Below are 19829 nucleotides of genomic sequence, written 5' to 3' on the forward strand. Positions count from 1 at the left end.
ATCTGTCACTCTTAGTTTTATTTTTGTTTGAGTATAGCTATGGTTAGCAGGTTTAGTTATCTATATACTTACTTTTAACAGATTGGAGGCTTATATGGACTCCCTGTTAATCTCAAAAACAAAAATGGAATTGTTAAAATTGCTTACAACTATTTTGAAAGCTTGCTGGCGTTTTTCTGTTGAATGTTATCAAAAATGTCAGAAAGATGAACTCACCATTATTGCCGGTCACCTCGCCTTTGTGACTTTATTAAGTTTTGTGCCTTTTGTAACTGTGGTATTAGGCGTATTTAGTGCGCTGGATGTATTTGACGACGCCAAACACTTAATTGAAAATTTTTTATTTAACCAGTTTGTGCCCAATACCGGTGCTGAAGTACAAAACCATATTGTTAAATTTATGGATAATATTGGCAAAATGACCGGTATTAGCTTAGCCGCCTTGGTGGTTATTGCCGTTATGTTGCTCAAAAATATCGACAAAGAACTTAACCGGATTTTTGTAACCGACAAACGCAAACCCTTCTGGAAAGATCTACTCATTTATTTACTGGTGATTGTAGTTGGCCCGATTTTAATTGGGATTAGCGTGGCGGCAACCAGTGCATTTATGGCATTAGAGTGGATTGAAACGGTTGCAGGCTGGCTACCAACTAATATGTTAAATGCCAGTTTGCCGATTTTTTTCTCTTTTTTATATTTTTTACTGCTGTACCGAATTGTACCAATTCGTTCGCCATCGAGTAATGTGGCCATTGTTGGTGCAATCATCACCAGTTTATTGTTTGAATTATCAAAATATATTTTCAGTTTGTATATTAGTCTGTTTCCAACTTATCAGGTGATTTATGGCTCACTTGCGTCAATTCCAATTTTTTTCTTATGGGTTTATTTTAACTGGTTGATTGTTTTATTTGGGGCTGAATTTACTTGTGTATTAGATGACAACTTAAAAGCCAGACGCTCTATAATCAATGAAAAGCAGTGAGTAAAAAGATTAATAACCAAACCACATTGGCAAATTAAAACGGGTCATACTTATGTTTATTTACCCAGATATTAAAACCAATCAAACTTTATGGCTGGATACCACAAACGGCCATCAAATTTATGTAGAAGAATCCGGCAATCCTAAAGGTTATCCGGTAATTTATTGTCACGGCGGACCGGGTGGTGCGAGTAGCAGCCAGTTTAGGCGTTTATTTGATCCCGAATTTTACCGGATCATCATTTTTGACCAGCGAGGTTGCGGCCAGTCTAAGCCGTTTTTATCACTGGAAAATAATACAACAGATGATTTAATTGCTGATATAGAGCAAATCCGAAATCATTTTAAGCTCAATAAAGTTTTATTGGCTGGTGGCAGCTGGGGTACAACATTAGCCTTGTTATATGCGCAAAAATATCCACAAAATGTCAGTGCTATGCTGCTACGCGGTATATTTTTAGGACGCAAACAAGACCTAGCTTGGTTATACGAAAAAGATGGCGCAGCCAGATTATTTCCAGATTATTATCAAGCTTTCAGACACTATTTAACTGACTCAGCCCAAAGCAGCCAACAAATTATTAGTGAATATCTAGCGCATCTTAACAGTCAAAATCAACTTGAGCATTTGGCCGCCGCCAAAGCTTGGTGTGCATGGGAAAGCCAAATTGCACAATTACATTACAGCCACCAAGAAACCGAAGCCGCGACAGAAGCCCACCATGCGCTAGCGATGGCTCTGCTTGAGTGTCATTATTTTAAAAACAACTGTTTTATTAAAGAAAATCAAATTCTTGAGAATTTGGATAAAATTGAACACATTCCGGCCATTATTATTCATGGCCGTTATGATTCAGTATGTGATTTAAGTCAGGCTTGGCAACTTCATCAAATATGGCAAAATAGTCAGTTATTTATTATTCCCGAAGCAGGCCACTCATTAGGCGAAATTGCAATTGCTAAAGCCTGCTGCCAAGCCAGTAACGATTTTATGAAATATTTTAAAGAGCAAAAATGATAGCTTTATTGCAAAGAGTTCAACAAGCAAGTGTTGTTGTAGACGGCCAAACCATTTCCAGCATTAATAAAGGATTATTAGTTTTTGTTGGCGTAGAAAAAACCGACGATGAAAAAAAAGCGAAGCGCTTGGCCGAACGGGTTGCCGGATACCGGATTTTTGAAGACGAAAATGGCAAAACCAATTTAAGTGTGCAGGATATAAAAGGTGAAGTGTTAGTTGTCTCTCAATTTACTTTAGCAGCCGATACCAAAAAAGGCATGCGCCCAAGCTTTTCTGATGCCGCTACCCCACAACTTGCAAATCAACTTTATTTATATTTTGCCGGACAAATTGAAACTCAAGGTTTACCAGTGCAAACGGGTCAGTTTCAGGCTGATATGAAAGTGAGTTTAATTAATGATGGTCCTATGACTTTTACTTTGAAAATATAAACAATTGCATGACAGAGTCGAAAATGACGTCAAAATCTCTTATCATCAAATAAACCTTGAATGGAGCAAACCTATGTTCAAACCTTTAATGCTTTTAATCTCGGCTTTGTTAATCAGTTTTAATCTATACGCTAAAGATTTATCCAAGCAGGAAGTTGAAAACTGGATTAGCGCTGCGCCGACGATTTCTCAGTGGTTAAATAAACATAAATCAATTCTGAATGATGAAGAGAAAATTGATTTTCTTGAGTCCAGCCCAACTGAAATATCAGCCTATGCCAGTAAAATTTTAAAAAAGCATAATTTAGATAAGCAGTTAAAAACCCAACTATCACAATATGGTTTTAATGATTTAAACCGATTTTTTGAAGTGCAAGCACAGGTTTTACAGGCATATTTTGCCGTTTCAATGCAGCAGGCAAATGTGCCAACGTCAATCAGTGAAGAACTGCAACAATCTTTAAAAGAAATAGATAAAACCGAAGGCTTAACCGCAGAACAAAAACAACAAATGAAAGATCAGTTAATGCAAATTATGGGGCAGGTTTCAAAAATGCAATCCGCGTCAAAAAGCACCGCCGATCAAGCCACAATTAAACCTTATTTAGACAAAATAAATTCGGCGCTTCAAACATTTGAATAAATTAAAGCCAATGCCACGAAAATAACAATAAATGAGACACAATGGATAATACACAAAAACAACCAACTCAAGCTAACCCTGTAGAAATCCCCGGCCCGTTTGATATAGCCATGATGCTGCTATCGGCATTTGCTATGGGCATCGTCATTTGCGTATTTACGCTTCCGCTGGAGGCAGAAACCCGCCGCTTGTTAATGTCTATTGATACTTTTATTTGTGTCGTTTTTATTTTGCATTTTGTTGTTTGTTTTATTCAGGCTGATGATAAAAAACGTTATTTTAAGCGTCACTGGATTGAGCTAATTGCCAGTATTCCAATTATCGAGCAATTAAGATTACTGCGTTTATTGCAAATATTTCGGGTAATTAAAATGCTCAGTTTGGCAAAAAACGTATTTATTCCTATGCTTGCCAAGCGCATTCAAACTACGATGGCGGGTCTATTAGTATTTATGATCACCATAGTTGCCAGCAGCGCGGTGGCCATTTTTATTATTGAAAGTGATAATCCAGCCAGCAATATTAAAACGGCGGAAGATGCTCTGTGGTGGGGGCTGGTAACCATTTCTACCGTTGGTTATGGTGATTATTATCCGGTCACTCCGGCTGGCCGTTTAATTAGCAGCATATTAATCATCAGCGGGGTGAGTTTATTCGGTGTGATTTCAGGTTATATCGCTTCTAGCTTTTCTCGCCCATCGGCTGAAGAAGAGCAGGAAGAAGAAACCGACAGAGCCATTTTAAAGCAGTTACTGGTAGAAAACAGAGAGCTTAAAATGCAGATGAAATCAGAGCTTGCAGAATTAAAAGCCGAGATAGCCCGCCTTAATCAACAGAAATGATCCAAACCATTCTCGACTGACGTATAAGCCTCAACCAGCTATATATCAATAGAGAATAATTTGTTTGCTTTAAACCAGTCTAGCCAGATTATTAGTAATTTTGTTTTGTTTCAGGTGATTTGGTTTGCCAGTGTATTATTGGCGAATCATAGCCTGTGGCTAACTTTACCTTGTTTATTGGCTTTATTTGTTTGCTCTAATCACAAAATCACTGATCTTAAACTGTGCTTTATTTGTGCTTTGCTGGCTTTTGTTGTTGATGGCAGTTTAATTGCCAGCGGATTTTTTATTCTACCCTCCCCATCTATTTTTATTACGCCGCTGTGGTTATTAGCTATTTGGCTTGGGTTTGCACTGACTTTGCAACATTCTTTATTTTGGCTCATGAAAAAACCAGCCTTGGCGTTTTTATCCGGCTGCATTTTTGGTCCGCTGACTTATCACGCAGGCATGCAATTAGGTGCAATTAGTTTTGGGGTGCAAACCTTAACCATTAATTTAGTGCTGGGCTGTATATGGGGCTTTACCTTGCTTTATCTAAGCCTTTACTTAAAACCTAAATCGCAAACATTGAATAAAGGAGACTAATTTATGCGTCAGTTTTTAATTTTATTAACCAGCTTGTTTTTATTGGCTTGCTCCTCAAATATTGATGACTATCAAACCAGCCAGCCTGAATTTAAACTGGAAGACTACTTTAACGGCGATATTTTAGCTTGGGGCATTTTGCAGGATTACTCTAATAAAGTAACCCGCAAATTTACTGTAGAAATTAAGGCAAACTGGCAAGGCAATACCGGCACTTTAGATGAATTTTTTACGTTTGATGATGGTGAAACCCAATCTAGAATTTGGACAATCACTAAACTAGAAAATGGTTTATATCGAGGAAGTGCAAATGATGTGGTCGGTACAGCTGAAATAAAACAACAAGGCAGTGCGGTGAATTTACAATATCAGTTAAAAGTACCAATAGATAATTCTACTTATACTTTTACCATTGACGACTGGATGTACCGATTTGATGAAAAGCGCGTTTTTAATCGTTCAAAGCTTTATAAATTTGGGATTGAAGTTGCCGAAATCACACTGTTTTTTGAAAAAATTTAACCACTTCTGGACTTTTGAGTATTGAGCTAGCATCATTACTTTTCATTTAAGCAACTTAGTGAAAACAATGGCAAATATCGCAATTTATCCGGGCACTTTTGATCCTATCACCAATGGCCATTTGGATTTAATTATCCGAGCCAGTAAGTTATTTGAAAAAGTTATTGTAGGTGTGGCGAATAGCCCAAGTAAAAAGCCATTGTTTGATTTAAATGAAAGAGTTAGCTTAATCTCAACTATCACTCAAGCTTATTCTAACGTGAGTGTAATTGGCTTTAACGGGCTGCTGGTGAATTTGGCAAAAGAACATAATGCCAATGTATTAGTGCGTGGCGTGAGAGCCGTTGCTGATTTTGAGTATGAATTTCAGCTCGCTAATGTTAACCGAAATTTATACCCGACTTTAGAGACTATTTTTTTAACCCCAATTGAAAAAAATAGCTATATATCTTCCACCATAGTGAAAGAAGTAGCCAAACATGGCGGTTCAGTTACAGATTTTGTCACACCGGAAATTGAACTCGCTTTAAAAAATAAGTTTAGCTAAGCTCTGAACTAACCAAAAACGCTTATATTTTGTTCTTGTTTAGGAACTCTAAAATAATGATGATATTCTGGATAAAGGGCATACTTGATTTGCTTAATAAAACTTTTACTACGATTATGTCTTAATTCTTCACTTTGAATTAAATCAACTTTATATAAGCAACGTGATGAAACCTTGTTATTACTCAAAGTTAGTTCAACGCTATCAGTCATTTCTGTTAACCTAAACCCAAATTGTTTAAGCGCTCTAGCCATTTTACGTTCAATAAAAATCAAAGCGGAATTTAAACCTATTTTTTCAGCGATCACATTTACAGATAAAAAAAGAGCATTAAAAATTAACACTTGAATATTTAAATCTGATAATCGATTTCTATATTTAGGACAAACAACTAGCCTAGATATTTCTTTATCGGTTTTTGCAATTGGATAGTCGGTAATATACTCAGAAAAAGGAAGTTTATTGCTTGGATTTGGGTTAACTAAACGAATACAGCCAATCACCTTATTTAGTTTCTTATCTAATACTACACAGTGCATGGCTGTATGATCAAATTCATCATTTTCTAAATTGCTAAAGTTACGCTCAGCTTGTGCGAAATACCCTAACTGTTGACAAAAAACTTTATGTCTTAGCTTAAATGCCTCTTCCAACTCTTCCGGTTCCGGAATTTTAATGTCAAAATTATCAAAAAATTCATCGCAAACTAACTTCTGTTGGCCTCGTTTTACATGCTCTGTTGAACGCATTAAACAAATCCTCTTTAGATTATCTACCTTTTAACTTTATACCTGATTTCAGAGTAAAAGCGGGTATAAATGAAAGATTGCAATCTAAACAGAACTTCAACAACCTATCGTATTTATGTAAACTAACCATTTCTGGTTAACCAAAATTTAATGCATTTTATCATGTAAACCAAGTATAAACTGGTATAGCCTGTGCCATATTTACAAGCAGAGTTAGTATTTTGTGCATAAGTTCACAAAAAAACTTAACCTAATAATAAAATTTGTGAAAAGAATAAGCTTTGAGAAAAATTCACTCTATATGGATATGTATATTCCCCCATATAGAGGAAACTTATTATAAATTGAATACTAATACCTTGGATTTTCTCTGATAATTATAAAGTTCTTGTTTTTTACCCGGTAAGTCTTCGACTCCACCCAATTGAAAACCTAGCTCCATAAACCAGTGAATACTACGAGTTGTTAGTGCAAAAATTCGTTTATAATTTTGTTTACGCGCTTTTAAAATAATATGTTTGAGCAGCATAGCACCACGATCAGCATCCCGATATTTAGGATGAACAGCCAAACAAGCAAATTCGCCAACCTGCTCATCATCAAACGGGTATAAAGCCGCGCAACCAATCACTAAACCATCACGCTCAATAATAATAAAATGATCAATTTCCATTTCTAGCTGCTCGCGTGAACGGCGAACTAGCAGGCCTTGTTCTTCCATTGGCCGAATCAAATCTAAAATACCGCCAATATCACCAATAGTTGCAGCCCGTAATCGCTCTGCCGGTTCAGTAACAATTTGAGTACCAATACCATCGCGTGAGAAAAGCTCTTGCAGTAATGAGCCATTAATTTGATAACTCACTAAGTGAGAGCGTGGCACGCCAGCACGAGCGGCAGTAATGGCTGCATTTAAAAATGCGAGCGTTCCTGAACAGGCTTCATCGTCCTGATCCATTTGGTCGTAAATACTCTGCGCGTCATTTGGCATCAGCTCAGCAATAATATTACCGTCTTCACCAGCAATACCATTACTGTCGCTAAAGCCGATCATTTTATCTGCTTTGAGTTTAATCGCGACCTGAGTTGCAATTTCTTCAGCGGTTAAATTAAAGCTTTCACCCGTTACCGAAGCAGCAATTGGCCCTAATAAAACAATACCGGACGAATCTAATTGACGGCGAATCCCTTGCACATCAATTCGGCGAACTTTTCCGGTGTGATGATAATCAATGCCTTCGTCTACTCCCAGCGGCTGGGCAATGACAAAGTTACCACTAATCACGTTAATTTGTGCACCTTGCATCGGAGTATTACTTAAACTCATAGATAAACGTGCGGTAATATCCAGTAGTAAACCACCAGCCACCTGTTTAATTAAGTTAAAAACAGCATCATCGGTAATTCGTACCCGCTTATGGTACTCACTGCTTAAACCTGAGCTTTTGATTGCCTGATTAAATTGAGGGCGCGCACCATAAACCAGAACAATTTTAATCCCTAAACTATTGAGTAAAGCAATATCATTAATAATCGCATTAAAACCTGCTTGAGAAATGGCTTCACCACCTAACATGATCACAAAAGTTTTTCCTCGGTGAGCATTTACATAAGGTGCAGATTGACGAAAGCCATCTACAAGTTCGGTGGTACGCACATTTATTTCCATTGTTTTCTCAATTTTTTAAATCTGTTTTTAAAAATATACAAAAAAGCTAGTCAATTGACTAGCTTTTGTCGTTGGTTGAATAAAGCAAAATAGGCTTATTTTTTAGCAGCGATTGCTTCTTTAACCCGCTCTTTAGATGTGCCACCTAAAGCAACACGTTTTTCTAAACAAGCTTCAATAGTTAAATGCTGATAAACATCATCTTCAATTACCGCGCTGAACTCTTTTAACTTTTCAATCGGTAATTCTTCTAGTGGTTTTTTCTCAGCAATTGCAGCAACCACAGCTACACCAACAATATGGTGTGCTTCACGGAATGGAATGCCTTTAGCAACCAAATAATCCGCTAATTCAGTCGCGTTAGAATAACCTTGCTGTGCAGCCTGATAAGTTCGCTCTTTGTTTACTTTAATACCTTGAATACAAAGCACTGCCATTTGCAAACAAATTGTCCAAGTATCAATGGTATCAAATAAGCCTTCTTTGTCTTCCTGCATATCTTTGTTATATGCAAGTGGTAAAGCTTTCATGGTTACCATCATACCGGTTAACGAGCCAACAACACGGCCACATTTACCACGAATTAATTCCATCGCATCCGGGTTTTTCTTTTGTGGCATTAATGATGAACCAGAAGTTACATCGTCTGCCATTTCCAAAAAGCCTGCTTCACCCGAGTTGTAGAAGATAATATCTTCTGCCATACGCGATAAATGCACAGATGAAATTGAAGCAACAGATAATAACTCTAATACGTGATCGCGATCAGATACTGAATCTAAGCTGTTACGGGTTGCGCGGCCAAAACCTAAATCTTTTGCTAGCGCTTCACGGTCAATTGCATAAGCAGTACCAGCTAATGCCCCACAACCTAAAGGTGAAGTATTCATTAGCTCAAGTGCATTATTTAAACGCTGTACGTCGCGCTCAAACATTTCAACATAAGCTAAACACCAGTGTGCAAAAGTAACAGGTTGAGCACGTTGTAAGTGAGTATAACCCGGTAAAACCGTATCTTGCTCACGCTCAGCCAGCTTAACTAACTCATCAATTAAATTAGCTAATAATGATTTTAAATCTTCACCTTGCTGACGGCACCAAAGTTTTAAATCAGTTGCAACCTGATCATTTCGGCTACGACCTGTGTGTAATTTTTTACCTAAGTCGCCAACCGCTTCGATTAATTTAATTTCAACCCAGCTATGAATATCTTCTGCATCATCAAGCAATACCATTGCCGGATCCGCCTGAACCTGAGCTAACAAATCAGTTAATGCTTTTTCAAGATCGGCCACTTCCTGAGCGGTTAACACATTAACCGTAGCTAATGCGCGCGCCCAAGAAATTGAACCAACAATATCCTGCTCTGCCATGCGGTAATCCACAGGCAGAGAGTCATTAAACTGCTTAAATAAATCACTTGTTTGGCCTGTAAAACGACCGCCCCAAAGTGCCATCTTATTTCTCCGCTTTTTGAGCTGCTTTGTTTAATGCACCAATTCGGCTTGATAAGCTGAATAAACGAATGAAACCTTCTGCATCTTTTTGGTTGTAAACTTCATCTTCACCAAATGTTGAGAATTCTTCGTTATATAAGCTGTTTGGTGAACGGCGTTGAGTAACGGTACAGTTACCTTTGTATAAACGCACCACGATATCACCAGTAATATCTTCGGCAAAAGAAGCTGCCGCAGCTAATAAAGATTTAGATAATGGCGTAAACCAACGGCCGTCATAAATAACATGAGAGAATTCTAAACCAACTTGCTCACGGAATTTTAATGATGCTTTGTCTAAAACCATTGTTTCTAACGCTTTGTAAGCTTTCATTAAAATGGTACCGCCCGGCGTTTCATAACAACCACGAGATTTCATACCAACTAAACGGTTTTCAACAATATCTACACGGCCAACACCATGCGCTGCGCCCTTTTTGTTTAAATACACTAAAGCTTCGTGAGCTGATAATGCTTTACCGTCAACCGCAACTAATTCACCTTTATCAAAAGTTAATTGCACTGTTTCAGATTCATCTGGCGCATCCATAGGATCAACTGTCATCGTCCAGATGCCTTTTGACGGCTCACACCATGGATCTTCGATTTCACCACCTTCGTGAGAAATATGCCATGCATTCGCATCACGGCTATAAATCTTAGTTAAAGAGGCAGAACAAGGAATATTACGCTCAGCTAAGTAGTTTAATAAATCTTCACGTGAACGCATTTCCCACTCACGCCAAGGCGCAATTACTTTTAATTGTGGAGCTAATGCTGCAAAACAAGACTCAAAACGAACCTGGTCATTACCTTTACCAGTACAACCGTGACATACAGCGTCTGCGCCTACTTTCAATGCAACTTCAACGTGCGCTTTAGCGATAACAGGACGTGCCATTGACGTACCTAATAAATATTCGCCTTCGTAAACTGAGCCAGTTTTTACAATTGGGAAAATGTAGTCTTTAACAAACTCTTCTTTTAAATCAACAACGTGACATTCAGATGCACCAGAAGCAATCGCTTTTTCTTTGATGCCTTCAAGCTCTTCATCACCCTGACCAACATCGGCACAAAATGCAACAACTTCACAGTTATTGTATGTTTCTTTTAACCATGGAATGATAGCTGATGTATCTAAACCACCACTGTAAGCTAAAACAACTTTTTTAATATCTGACATCTTCTCTACTCTCTTTGTAGATCGGGCATAAACCCGATATGAAAAATTTATCGGGCTTATGCCCGACCTACAATCTTGTTTATTTGCAAAGCAAAGTCATTAAAATCGCATTTTGTGCATGCATACGATTTTCAGCTTGTTGCATTAACAATGAACCTTCACTGTCGACCACTTCGTCTGTCGCTTCAATACCGCGATAAACAGGCTGACAATGCATAAAATATTTAGCACCGGTATCAGTCATTAACTTGCCATTAGTCTGATAAGGCTTAAATATTTTTTGAATATCTTCTAATGATTTTGAATCCCCCATCGAGACCCAAGTATCATTATAAATCGCATCCACCCCTTTAGCATGGCTAACATCGTGGCTTAAAGTGATTGAACCACCATTTTGCGCTGCCAAATGTTTGGCTTCTTCATAAATTTGCGCATCCGGTGAATAACCTAATGGGGTAATCACTCTTACATCAACTCCTAAAATAGCACCAGCTAACATCAGTGAATGGCTCACATTATTACCATCCCCAATATAAGCAATAGAGGCACCGTCAAGCGAGTTGCCACGAACTTCGTATAAAGTCTGATAATCTGCCATTGCCTGACACGGGTGATATAAATTACATAACGAATTCACCACAGGTACAGAGCCAAACTCAACTAACTCTTCTAAAGTTCGGTGATCAAATACACGTGCAACAATCGCATCGACCCAACGCGATAAATTTAATGCAAAATCTTTAACTGACTCACGTTGACCTAACGCGCCATTTTGCTGATCTAAATAAACCGCATGACCACCTAATTTAGCAATGCCCACATCAAAACTAACACGAGTACGCAAAGATGGTTTTTCGTAAATGGTTGCAATGCTTTTACCAGCCAGAGCTTGGCTGTATTTACCCGGGTTAGCTTTAAAGTCGCAAGCTAACTTGATGATGTTCATCAGCTCTTGTTTAGAGCAGGTTTTTACAGATAAAAAGTTTTGCAAAACTAAAACTCCGCTTATTCAGTTGGTTGAACTGTCGTGCCACACGACTTTTCATTTAACCACTGAGAAATTAAATTTGGATACCGCCAATTTAAGATCCCGATAGGCGCATTTAATGCAGTTGCTGTTTCAAGCGCGGTATACACTTTTACAACCATCCCATCGGTAATCACATTTTGAGCAATTAGCGCTTCCGCCAGCGCCTTAGTCATGGTCGGAATCACTTGTTTATTACCATCTAAAATGCCATCAACATCTGATAATAAAACCAATTGCCCATTTAAAATTTTTGCAATTGCTTCTGCCGCCTGATCAGCATTTACATTTAATAACTGACCATTTTGGTCAACGCCAATCGAGCTAACCAAAGGTAAAAATCCTGCATCTAATAAAGTTTGGATTAATTGTGCAGAGCCAGATTCAACCTGACCAACACAGCCCAAATCTGGGTCGGATACCTTACAAACAATATCACCACCATCAGCCAAACTAATGCCGACTGCTTTATCGCCAATTGCTTTAGCAGTCGCAACCATTTGTTTGTTAGCTGTACCGGCTAAACCACCCACTACATAAGGAATATGCTCACTTGGCGTAATTCTTAAGCCGTTTTTCTTTTGACTTGTCAGGCCTAAATCACCCAATAACTGCTGTACTAAAGCTCCACCGCCATGTACCACAACCACTTTTTGTTGTTGGCGAATTTTTTTAAGTTCAGTTAAAAATGCCGCAAGCGAATCTGCGCTTTCTAATAAAGCGCCGCCAACTTTAATCACTAAAGTTTTATTGTCTGCCATTAGTTAACTAAGCCTCTGTCAACAGCAAAACCAAAACGTAAGTTCGCACATTGCATTGCCTGACCAGCAGCACCTTTTAATAAGTTATCAATCGCACTGACCACAATTAAATAACCGGTGTTTTCATCAAACTGCCAATGCAAATCAACAAACGGCGTTCTTTCAACTGACTGAATAGATGGCCATGACTGACGTAAACGAACTAAAGGATGACCTTCGTAAGCCTCTTTATATACAGAGTTAACTTGCTGGGCATTGGCGCCATCAGTCAGTTTTAGCGTGATAGTTGCTAAAATACCACGCTTAAAATTACCTAAATGCGGGGTAAAAATAACCGGATTACCTAAATGCTCACTAATTTCAGGTTGGTGTCTGTGAGTCATTACGCCATAAGGGTTTAAGCTCACTTCACAAAAGCTATTGCTAATTGCGGCTTTACGACCTGCACCCGTTACCCCACTGGTTGCATTAATAATAGGTAAAACATTGCTATCAATTAATTTAGCTTCTTTTAACGGTTTAAGCGCAGACAAACACGCGGTTGGATAACAGCCCGGAACAGAAATTAAATTGGTTTGACGAATTTGCGCATGGTTCCACTCAGCTAAACCATACACAGCCTCGCTTAATAAATCAGGATACTTATGCGAGAAACCATAATAGTCTTTAATAACCGATAAATCAGATAAACGGTATGCGCCGGATAAATCAAAAACAACACCGCCAGCTTTAATAATTTCAGATACCATTTCAACTGAGGCTTCGTGTGGTGTACATAAAAAAATCGCATCACATTCAGCAACAATTTTACCAATTTGCTGTTCGCTAATTGGGATTAAAGTGCGATCGATCTGATAAGCAAACTGGCCATGAATTGAAGAAAACGCTTTATAAGCGTCGTTGCTGTTTTCAGATACATATAAACCTGCAATTTCGAACTCAGGATGCTTATGCACTAATCCTGCTAATTCAGCACCTGTGTAACCACTTGCTCCAACAATTGATACTCTAATCATAAATTAATCCCCTGAACTTGCGCAAAACCAAACGTGTATTGTAGCAATCTAGCCACCAAAAAATAAAGCGCACAGCACAGACAAATTGAAAAAACTTGCCCAAGCTATGCGCATTTTTTATTTTTGTGGCTAAAAACAATTTTCAGTTAATTAAATAACTGATGAATGTTTATATATTAACCAATCTAAATTTAACTCTCAAGCACAAAATGAATACATATTCACAAATTAAAGATAATTACCCAAAGTTTATCCAGGTAGTTTTTCCTGTCTGTTACTTTCACTTAAAGAATTAAAACAGTAAATTATTCAACGGAATAAAAACAATTCGAACATACATCGAGTCATATTCGAATATTGGCACTTAACATCTTAATAGACTAGCAAAAAAAGATAGCGCTGCTGAGTTAGTTTAATAGAAGCTGCACAAGAGGCTCAAAAAAACGGTCACCATAACCCATGTTAATCAAGTGCTCGTACAGTCGCACTGGCGTAGCCACGAGCAACTAATTAAACAACAGGTGGCGTAATATCTGTGTTTAACTTTAGCCTTGTTTTGTGATTGAACGATCGAGAAAACAGGACTTTTAAATACTCGCTTCGTGAGCATTTAAGCAGAAAACATTCAGGGGCGAAAGCCCTTTTTTTGTGTCGACAATTTAGTTTAAGCCCTTATCTACAAGGCGTTCGATGCCAGTTCGGTTCAAACTATGACAGCAATTTGGCTGAGTTGAAAATTGTTATGATGACAGTGCGGTAAAGTAGTGTGTTTTTTAAGCGATCGTATGACCGCTAATTTGGGAAAAGTTATGATGGGAAAAAAGTACGCTACACTCAGATTACTTAGCAACTTTGTGCCAATTGCAGACACAGGGGTTTGTAAACCTCAATGTCGACTTTGAGCGATTTTCGGACCTTCGCATAGCTAGTTAAATTGCACCTATATACGACATTGATTCACTCTGGGTTTAGCGATATTTTTTTCATCTCGAAATATTTTAACTGCAATAGGAAATATAATTAGAAATGCTATTAATTGAGAGATATTCGAATCATTATGTTTTTCGGTGTCAAACTCGATATTTTTATTAGTAAACTTAGAAAATACAACACCATTGGTCAGAACTATGGACTCGACGTTGATAAACTTCTTTACTTCAAAATTATTCAAACATACCTTGTCATTGTCAGAGAATACATTGATATTGTTAAAAGATATGGAATGTCGATATCCATATTTAATTTTATGACATTTATAAGAATTGATTTTACTAGTGACCAAATCAAATTTTCCTTCATAAGGCGACGGTAAAAAATATGCAATTAGAAAAAATAAACTTAAGACAAATGCAATTAAACTCATGACATGTCTACGCATCACTGACCTCCACTTAATTTATCAATATTGTCTTGTAATTCATATTGGTACAGGATCATATCACTCCCAGTTATAACTGTTTCAAAAAGTAGCTTACCTTCACTATTTACAGTGCCTAAAGACTTTGCAAGACCATATAAATTATCAATATGTCCTTTTCCCCCACCAAGTAAATCTATAGTGGCTGCTGTGCCTTCAGCCCATGGACCGGGAACGCCTGCATAATTTTGTAGTCCTTCCGAAATAACACTCTTACCTGTACCGTCAGCGATGCTTACACCACCTAGAACAGCAGCTATCCCCCCCAAAATCCCACATGGCTCAGCAAAAATACAAGATCCAACAGCCAAACTACCTAAGCCTACTTTTGCACTTCTTTGTAAAGCATCATTAGGTAACGTGATACTTGAACAAGTCCTAGTTGCCCCTGACCAGTAACTAATGTACGTCCGCTCTGTACTCAAAGCTAACCTAAAAGTATCTTATTCTAAGTTACTTAAACAACCGCTTTGAGCGATAAGCAGACGTTTAAATAACTCAATTTTTCTGTGAAGCGCTCAGCGCATCTAATGTTTTGATGTGTTTTATCGGTCTATAGACTCAGTCATTACGAGGTATTAGGTTTCTGAATTTACAACATCGTAACTCATAACCTTTATCAGTAAGATTATACTCATATTCATTACCCCACGGGTCTCTAGGTATGTCGTTAAAGTAGTTGGCCAATTGAGAGAGGTTGTCTGGATAAACTCCATGCTCCCTTTGGTAACTAATTATTGCACTCTCGATAGTTATTAAATCGTTTTGAATTCGAATATTGATGACCTCATCTATCGAGTCATAAGTGCCAAAATTAAAAATATAAGATATGGCGATTAAACTTCCAAGCACGGTCAATACTGAGATAATTTTTAAGCTTTTTTTCATGATGAAAAACTCTTTCGATTACACTAGTCAAATTTTGCCGAAGGATAAGCCCCTAAATCTGGGAGCTCTGCACCAACCAAAGTCGTACCTCGATAGTGACTTCCTAGTTGTGCTGCCGTATTCTCTATCCAAATATGAATTTCATTTGTATTAGATGCACGTAGATAATTAAATGCTCCGATCTCTTGAAATATGTAGACATGTAACTTTTCATGAAAAGCCAAATCTTGAAAAATAGATTTGCTGACATTTAGTTCTAATATATTCAAATTGGGTGGTATAGCTATGTCTACTGGCGAATTCAACCTGATCAGAATATTTTTTGTATCTGGGAAATTTGAATAATTTCTCTTCAACCATTTGTCCATATTCGCCAGTTCTTTTATTGCCCACTGCTCAGTAACTTGGTTTTTGTTAGGCGTCCGCTCTGTACTCATTCCAGACAAAGTAAGATAGCATCGAGTCGAATTAATATCTGCGCATGGGTTTGTATCTTCTATCTCATAAACGCCTTCACAATGTAAGTCTGTATCCCTTGTACATTCAAATGATTCATTCTCTGCTTCATTTTTCTTTTTACATTCTGGGCGGTTAGCGTTATCACCTTCCTCACAAAAAGTAGGTAAATCTGAAGTTGCCACGTCTAATTTAGGCGAATATCCCGTCGGGTCAGTATATTTTGTTGGACTGTTTTGTACATAACTGTATTTGTTCCAACTTTGACTGTCATAAACATTATAAACAACTGGGTCGGGTGATAAAAACCGGCCTAAAACAGGGTCATATAACCTGCCTTGCATATGAATAAATCCACTTCTGTCTAGCTGAACATGGCCAGTATAACCAAGGTTTTTCCGCACATGATTAGATGTATTATTTAAAAGAGTATTTAACTCTGTATCTCCTGCTTGCAAGTCAAATAACCAGTCTTTACTTTCTCTTGTACCAAAAATACCAAATGACATTGCATCTGTAATGACTGGTGATGAGCTTCCATCATAACTGACGGCTTCAACTGAGCCTTGATAATCTTTATGCAAATATTCGTGTCGATTTATATTGTTGGTATTATTAACATATAAAACATCATCCGCTACTTTTACTTTATAAGTTGTCGATACGTTTTCGTTGTTATAATCGAAAAAACAGGGCTTTAAATGCTCGCTACGCGAGCATTTAAGCAGAAAACACTCAGGGGTGAAAGTCCTTTTTTTGTGTCAAAAACTAAACCAAAGCCCTATCTACAAGGCGTTCGACGCTAATTCGGTTCAAACTATGATAGCAATTTGGCTGAGTTGAAAATTGTTATGATGACAGCGCGGTAAAGTAGTGTGTTTTTTAAGTGATTGGATGGTCAAAAATATCGTGATCAGATTCATGTATCATTAATCTGATCTGTAAACTAAAAATCGAATTTTTCAGGATCTAAGCACACTAGATACTAAAAAATATTTAGCGGGCTACCTGTTATTAATATTTAACTGAGGAATTCGATATACCCTATCATTATTCTTCCTCATAAAAATCTTTAAGAGAAAAAAGAATAATGACTACAGTAACTAACAGACTGCCAACCAATATAATCGAGATCCCTAAAACTAGGCTTGCAATTGTGATATCTGTTTCCCCTTTTAAATATCTCATGAAGGTCATCGCAGCAACCGCAATAGTCAAAAATGTTGTTATATACTTAAAGGTAAGTTTGGCATTGAACCACATTTTGTCTTTATTTAATTTCATCTCATTATTTACAGTTCGGATCCGTAGCCGCATTGCAGCCAGATGATTGAGCCATATTCTCAGCTTCTTTGACGGCGACACCGGTTAATGCTCCAGCAGCAGTTGAAGGTACTAAATTAGAAACATTCTCTCCAGCCCCTTTTTGCGTAAGCTTTTCGGACACTTCACCAGATACGACTTTCCCTAATGTGGAACCATTAACCACGCCTGCTATCGATGTTGCGGCTGAAGTTAATGCTTTCCCTAAATCTGCAGCCTTACCATCAATGCCGTCATGGATTATAGACTCACTGGCAGATCCGACTGCATGTGTTAGAGTGTTAAATGCGTTTTTACCAATTATCATCAACTTTAAATTCGGTTTTATAACGGTAATTTGGCAAACTGAATTTCTGTGTAGAATTTTAACTTTTACTAAAATGGTTAATTTTCATGCAGCAATTTTTTCTTCACTTTTTGAGTTAGACTTTCTTACTCAATCTCTAGATAGCTTAAATTCTAATCAAACTTGCCAACATTGTGCTTGCTCTGATAGCTGGATATCGCATGGTTTTATTTATCGCCAGTCTGGGTTAAAAGTCGGTAAACGTATTTTGTGTGCTAAGCGTTATGGTAAATCGGGGTGTGGCCGTACTTTAGCTTTGTATTTAGCTGATGTTATCCCCAACCGTCGTTATTCTTTTAGTGTGATTTGGGCGCTTGTTTTGTCACTACAGCATGGTTCAACTGTTGAACAAGCTTATTATTTAACCATTGGCCATTGCCATTTTTCACATCGGCAAGCTTATCCTTGGCTTAGTGCTTTGTATGCACAACTAGGCTTTTTCCGTAGTTGGTTAGCGCAGTTTAATTCAGAATGTCTGAGCATAGTTTTGTGCGTTTTCGCTCCTCTCGTTCGTCAGTTTTATTATCAACGATAGCTAGCTTTTCTAAGTGCTTTTCTAAGTGCTTTGCCAATACCTCATCTATTCAATCTAGTTTAAACCTCAGATTTTGTTGATTTTTTATCTTGTACTGCATAAATTGGAAGTAGGCAAAAACCCACTTCCAAAATCAACTAATTACAGTGTATCCAATGCTTGTTTTACGTCTGCGGCTAATTCATCACCATCTTCAATCCCAACTGAAAAACGGATTAAAGTTTGCGTAATACCAGCCTTTAATTGTGCTGCTTCATCCATTGCGGCATGGGTCATGGTTGATGGATGACAAACCAAACTTTCTACTCCGCCTAAAGATTCAGCTAGTGAAAAATGCTCAAGTGCTTTAATAAACTGAGTCACTTCATCCACGCCACCTTTAAGCTCAAAACTTAACATAGCACCAAAACCAAGTTGTTGTTTTTTCGCTAATTCGTGTCCTGGGTGAGAAGCTAAACTCGGGTGATTAACTTGTTTAACCGCAGGGTGAGCATCTAATACTTGTACTAATTTAAGCGAGTTTTCCTGATGCTGTTTCATTCTTGGTACTAGAGTACGAACGCCGCGTAGAGTTAAATAACTATCAAATGCTGACCCAGTAATGCCAATACAATTTGCCCACCAAGCTAACTCTTCGCCCAATTCTTTGGTTTTAGTTACCACAACACCACCGACTACATCACTATGACCATTAATGTATTTAGTAGTTGAATGCACAACAATATCAGCACCTAAGGTTAAAGGTTGCTGTAATACTGGAGATAAAAACGTATTATCAACTGCAACTAGCGCATTGCATTGTTTAGCACGCTGACAAATATCAGCGATATCCGTAATGCGTAATAAAGGGTTGCTTGGTGATTCTACCCACACAATTTTAGGGTTTTGAGCAAATGCTTCGTCTAATTCAGCAGAGTTAGTTTGGTCTACCACTTTTAATTTAAACGCGCCACGCGCCGCTAAATTAATAAATAAACGATAACTGCCGCCATAACAATCATGCGGAACAACTAACAAATCTTCCGGCTTTAATAACTGGCAAATTAAATGAATCGCTGCCGTACCGGTTGCAGTCACAATACCGTGCTCACCTTGTTCAAGTTCAGCCAGTGTATTGGCTAAAATATCACGCGATGGGTTACCGCAACGGCTATAATCGTAAGGGCCTTTTTGGTTAAAGCCTTCAAACGCATAAGTGCTGGATAAATAAATAGGCGGCACAACAGCATTATATTGGCCATCATTTTCAATACCACCGCGCACTGCGATAGTAGATAAGTTCTTTTTACTCATTAATGATCCCTGTTGGGTTTATTTTAGACGTCTATACGTCTAAAATGTATAGATTAGCCGAGCTATGGTCAAGTGATTTAAGAGC

Annotated in this window: 20 protein-coding genes; 9 read left to right on the top strand and 11 right to left on the bottom strand. The window is 37.9% G+C overall.

Annotation, left to right across the window (positions count from 1 at the left end):
• Positions 1–94 precede the first annotated feature (94 nt).
• The 8 genes from N7931_RS14540 (at position 95) to coaD (ending at position 5582) form a co-directional block, all read left to right on the top strand.
• Entirely contained in the window at positions 95–988 is an 894-nt protein-coding gene (locus N7931_RS14540; RefSeq protein WP_262795069.1) for a YihY family inner membrane protein, read from the top strand.
• 52 nt (positions 989–1040) lie between these two features.
• Entirely contained in the window at positions 1041–2006 is a 966-nt protein-coding gene (gene pip, locus N7931_RS14545) for a prolyl aminopeptidase (protein WP_262795070.1), read from the top strand.
• Entirely contained in the window at positions 2003–2440 is a 438-nt protein-coding gene (gene dtd / locus N7931_RS14550; RefSeq protein ID WP_262795071.1) for a D-aminoacyl-tRNA deacylase, read from the top strand. Before pip ends, dtd begins: the two co-directional genes overlap by 4 nt.
• 73 nt (positions 2441–2513) lie before the next feature.
• Positions 2514–3083, top strand: a complete 570-nt coding sequence (locus tag N7931_RS14555) for a hypothetical protein (RefSeq protein WP_262795072.1) — start codon at positions 2514–2516, stop codon at positions 3081–3083.
• A gap of 41 nt (positions 3084–3124) precedes the next feature.
• Complete coding sequence (locus N7931_RS14560) at positions 3125–3925, top strand: ion transporter (RefSeq protein ID WP_316250585.1); 801 nt, start codon at positions 3125–3127, stop codon at positions 3923–3925.
• Between the two features lie 60 nt (positions 3926–3985).
• Positions 3986–4513 (top strand): DUF2878 domain-containing protein, encoded by a 528-nt coding sequence (locus N7931_RS14565; protein WP_262795073.1) that lies wholly within the window; start codon positions 3986–3988, stop codon positions 4511–4513.
• Between the two features lie 3 nt (positions 4514–4516).
• Complete coding sequence (locus tag N7931_RS14570) at positions 4517–5035, top strand: DUF3833 domain-containing protein (protein WP_262795074.1); 519 nt, start codon at positions 4517–4519, stop codon at positions 5033–5035.
• A 67-nt stretch (positions 5036–5102) separates the two neighbouring features.
• The gene (gene coaD, locus N7931_RS14575; protein WP_262795075.1) at positions 5103–5582 is read left to right on the top strand and encodes a pantetheine-phosphate adenylyltransferase; all 480 of its coding nucleotides are present in this window, start codon (positions 5103–5105) and stop codon (positions 5580–5582) included.
• A gap of 8 nt (positions 5583–5590) precedes the next feature.
• Here the strand turns inward: coaD and N7931_RS14580 are convergent, their stop codons facing one another.
• From N7931_RS14580 to N7931_RS14625, 10 genes are all read right to left on the bottom strand, one after another.
• The gene (locus N7931_RS14580; RefSeq protein WP_262795076.1) at positions 5591–6331 is read right to left on the bottom strand and encodes an acyl-homoserine-lactone synthase; all 741 of its coding nucleotides are present in this window, start codon (positions 6329–6331) and stop codon (positions 5591–5593) included.
• 337 nt (positions 6332–6668) lie between these two features.
• Positions 6669–7988 (bottom strand): amino-acid N-acetyltransferase, encoded by a 1320-nt coding sequence (gene argA / locus N7931_RS14585; protein WP_262795096.1) that lies wholly within the window; start codon positions 7986–7988, stop codon positions 6669–6671.
• Between the two features lie 107 nt (positions 7989–8095).
• Entirely contained in the window at positions 8096–9457 is a 1362-nt protein-coding gene (argH, locus tag N7931_RS14590) for an argininosuccinate lyase (protein ID WP_262795077.1), read from the bottom strand.
• 1 nt (position 9458) lies between these two features.
• On the bottom strand, positions 9459–10682 hold the full coding sequence (locus N7931_RS14595; RefSeq protein WP_262795078.1) for an argininosuccinate synthase: 1224 nt from the start codon (positions 10680–10682) through the stop codon (positions 9459–9461).
• A 79-nt stretch (positions 10683–10761) separates the two neighbouring features.
• Positions 10762–11673: an ornithine carbamoyltransferase gene (locus N7931_RS14600; protein ID WP_262795079.1), complete on the bottom strand. Its 912-nt coding sequence runs from the start codon at positions 11671–11673 to the stop codon at positions 10762–10764.
• Between the two features lie 14 nt (positions 11674–11687).
• On the bottom strand, positions 11688–12470 hold the full coding sequence (gene argB, locus N7931_RS14605) for an acetylglutamate kinase (RefSeq protein WP_262795080.1): 783 nt from the start codon (positions 12468–12470) through the stop codon (positions 11688–11690).
• Complete coding sequence (gene argC / locus N7931_RS14610; protein WP_262795081.1) at positions 12470–13486, bottom strand: N-acetyl-gamma-glutamyl-phosphate reductase; 1017 nt, start codon at positions 13484–13486, stop codon at positions 12470–12472. Before argC ends, argB begins: the two co-directional genes overlap by 1 nt.
• A gap of 1377 nt (positions 13487–14863) precedes the next feature.
• On the bottom strand, positions 14864–15214 hold the full coding sequence (locus tag N7931_RS14615; protein ID WP_262795082.1) for a hypothetical protein: 351 nt from the start codon (positions 15212–15214) through the stop codon (positions 14864–14866).
• Positions 15215–15814: 600 nt separating this feature from the next.
• Positions 15815–16831, bottom strand: coding sequence for an RHS repeat domain-containing protein (locus tag N7931_RS14620; RefSeq protein ID WP_262795083.1), 1017 nt, complete (start codon positions 16829–16831; stop codon positions 15815–15817).
• 466 nt (positions 16832–17297) lie between these two features.
• Positions 17298–17531 (bottom strand): hypothetical protein, encoded by a 234-nt coding sequence (locus N7931_RS14625; protein WP_262795084.1) that lies wholly within the window; start codon positions 17529–17531, stop codon positions 17298–17300.
• 68 nt (positions 17532–17599) lie between these two features.
• Between N7931_RS14625 and N7931_RS14630 the strand changes: the two genes are divergently transcribed.
• Positions 17600–18451, top strand: coding sequence for a hypothetical protein (locus N7931_RS14630; protein ID WP_262795085.1), 852 nt, complete (start codon positions 17600–17602; stop codon positions 18449–18451).
• 141 nt (positions 18452–18592) lie between these two features.
• Here N7931_RS14630 and metB read toward each other — a convergent pair whose 3' ends face one another.
• On the bottom strand, positions 18593–19744 hold the full coding sequence (gene metB, locus N7931_RS14635) for a cystathionine gamma-synthase (protein ID WP_262795086.1): 1152 nt from the start codon (positions 19742–19744) through the stop codon (positions 18593–18595).
• Positions 19745–19829: the final 85 nt, after the last annotated feature.

Origin of the sequence: Catenovulum sp. 2E275 (assembly GCF_025515275.1) — a bacterium.
In the GTDB taxonomy this organism is placed as follows: domain Bacteria; phylum Pseudomonadota; class Gammaproteobacteria; order Enterobacterales; family Alteromonadaceae; genus Catenovulum.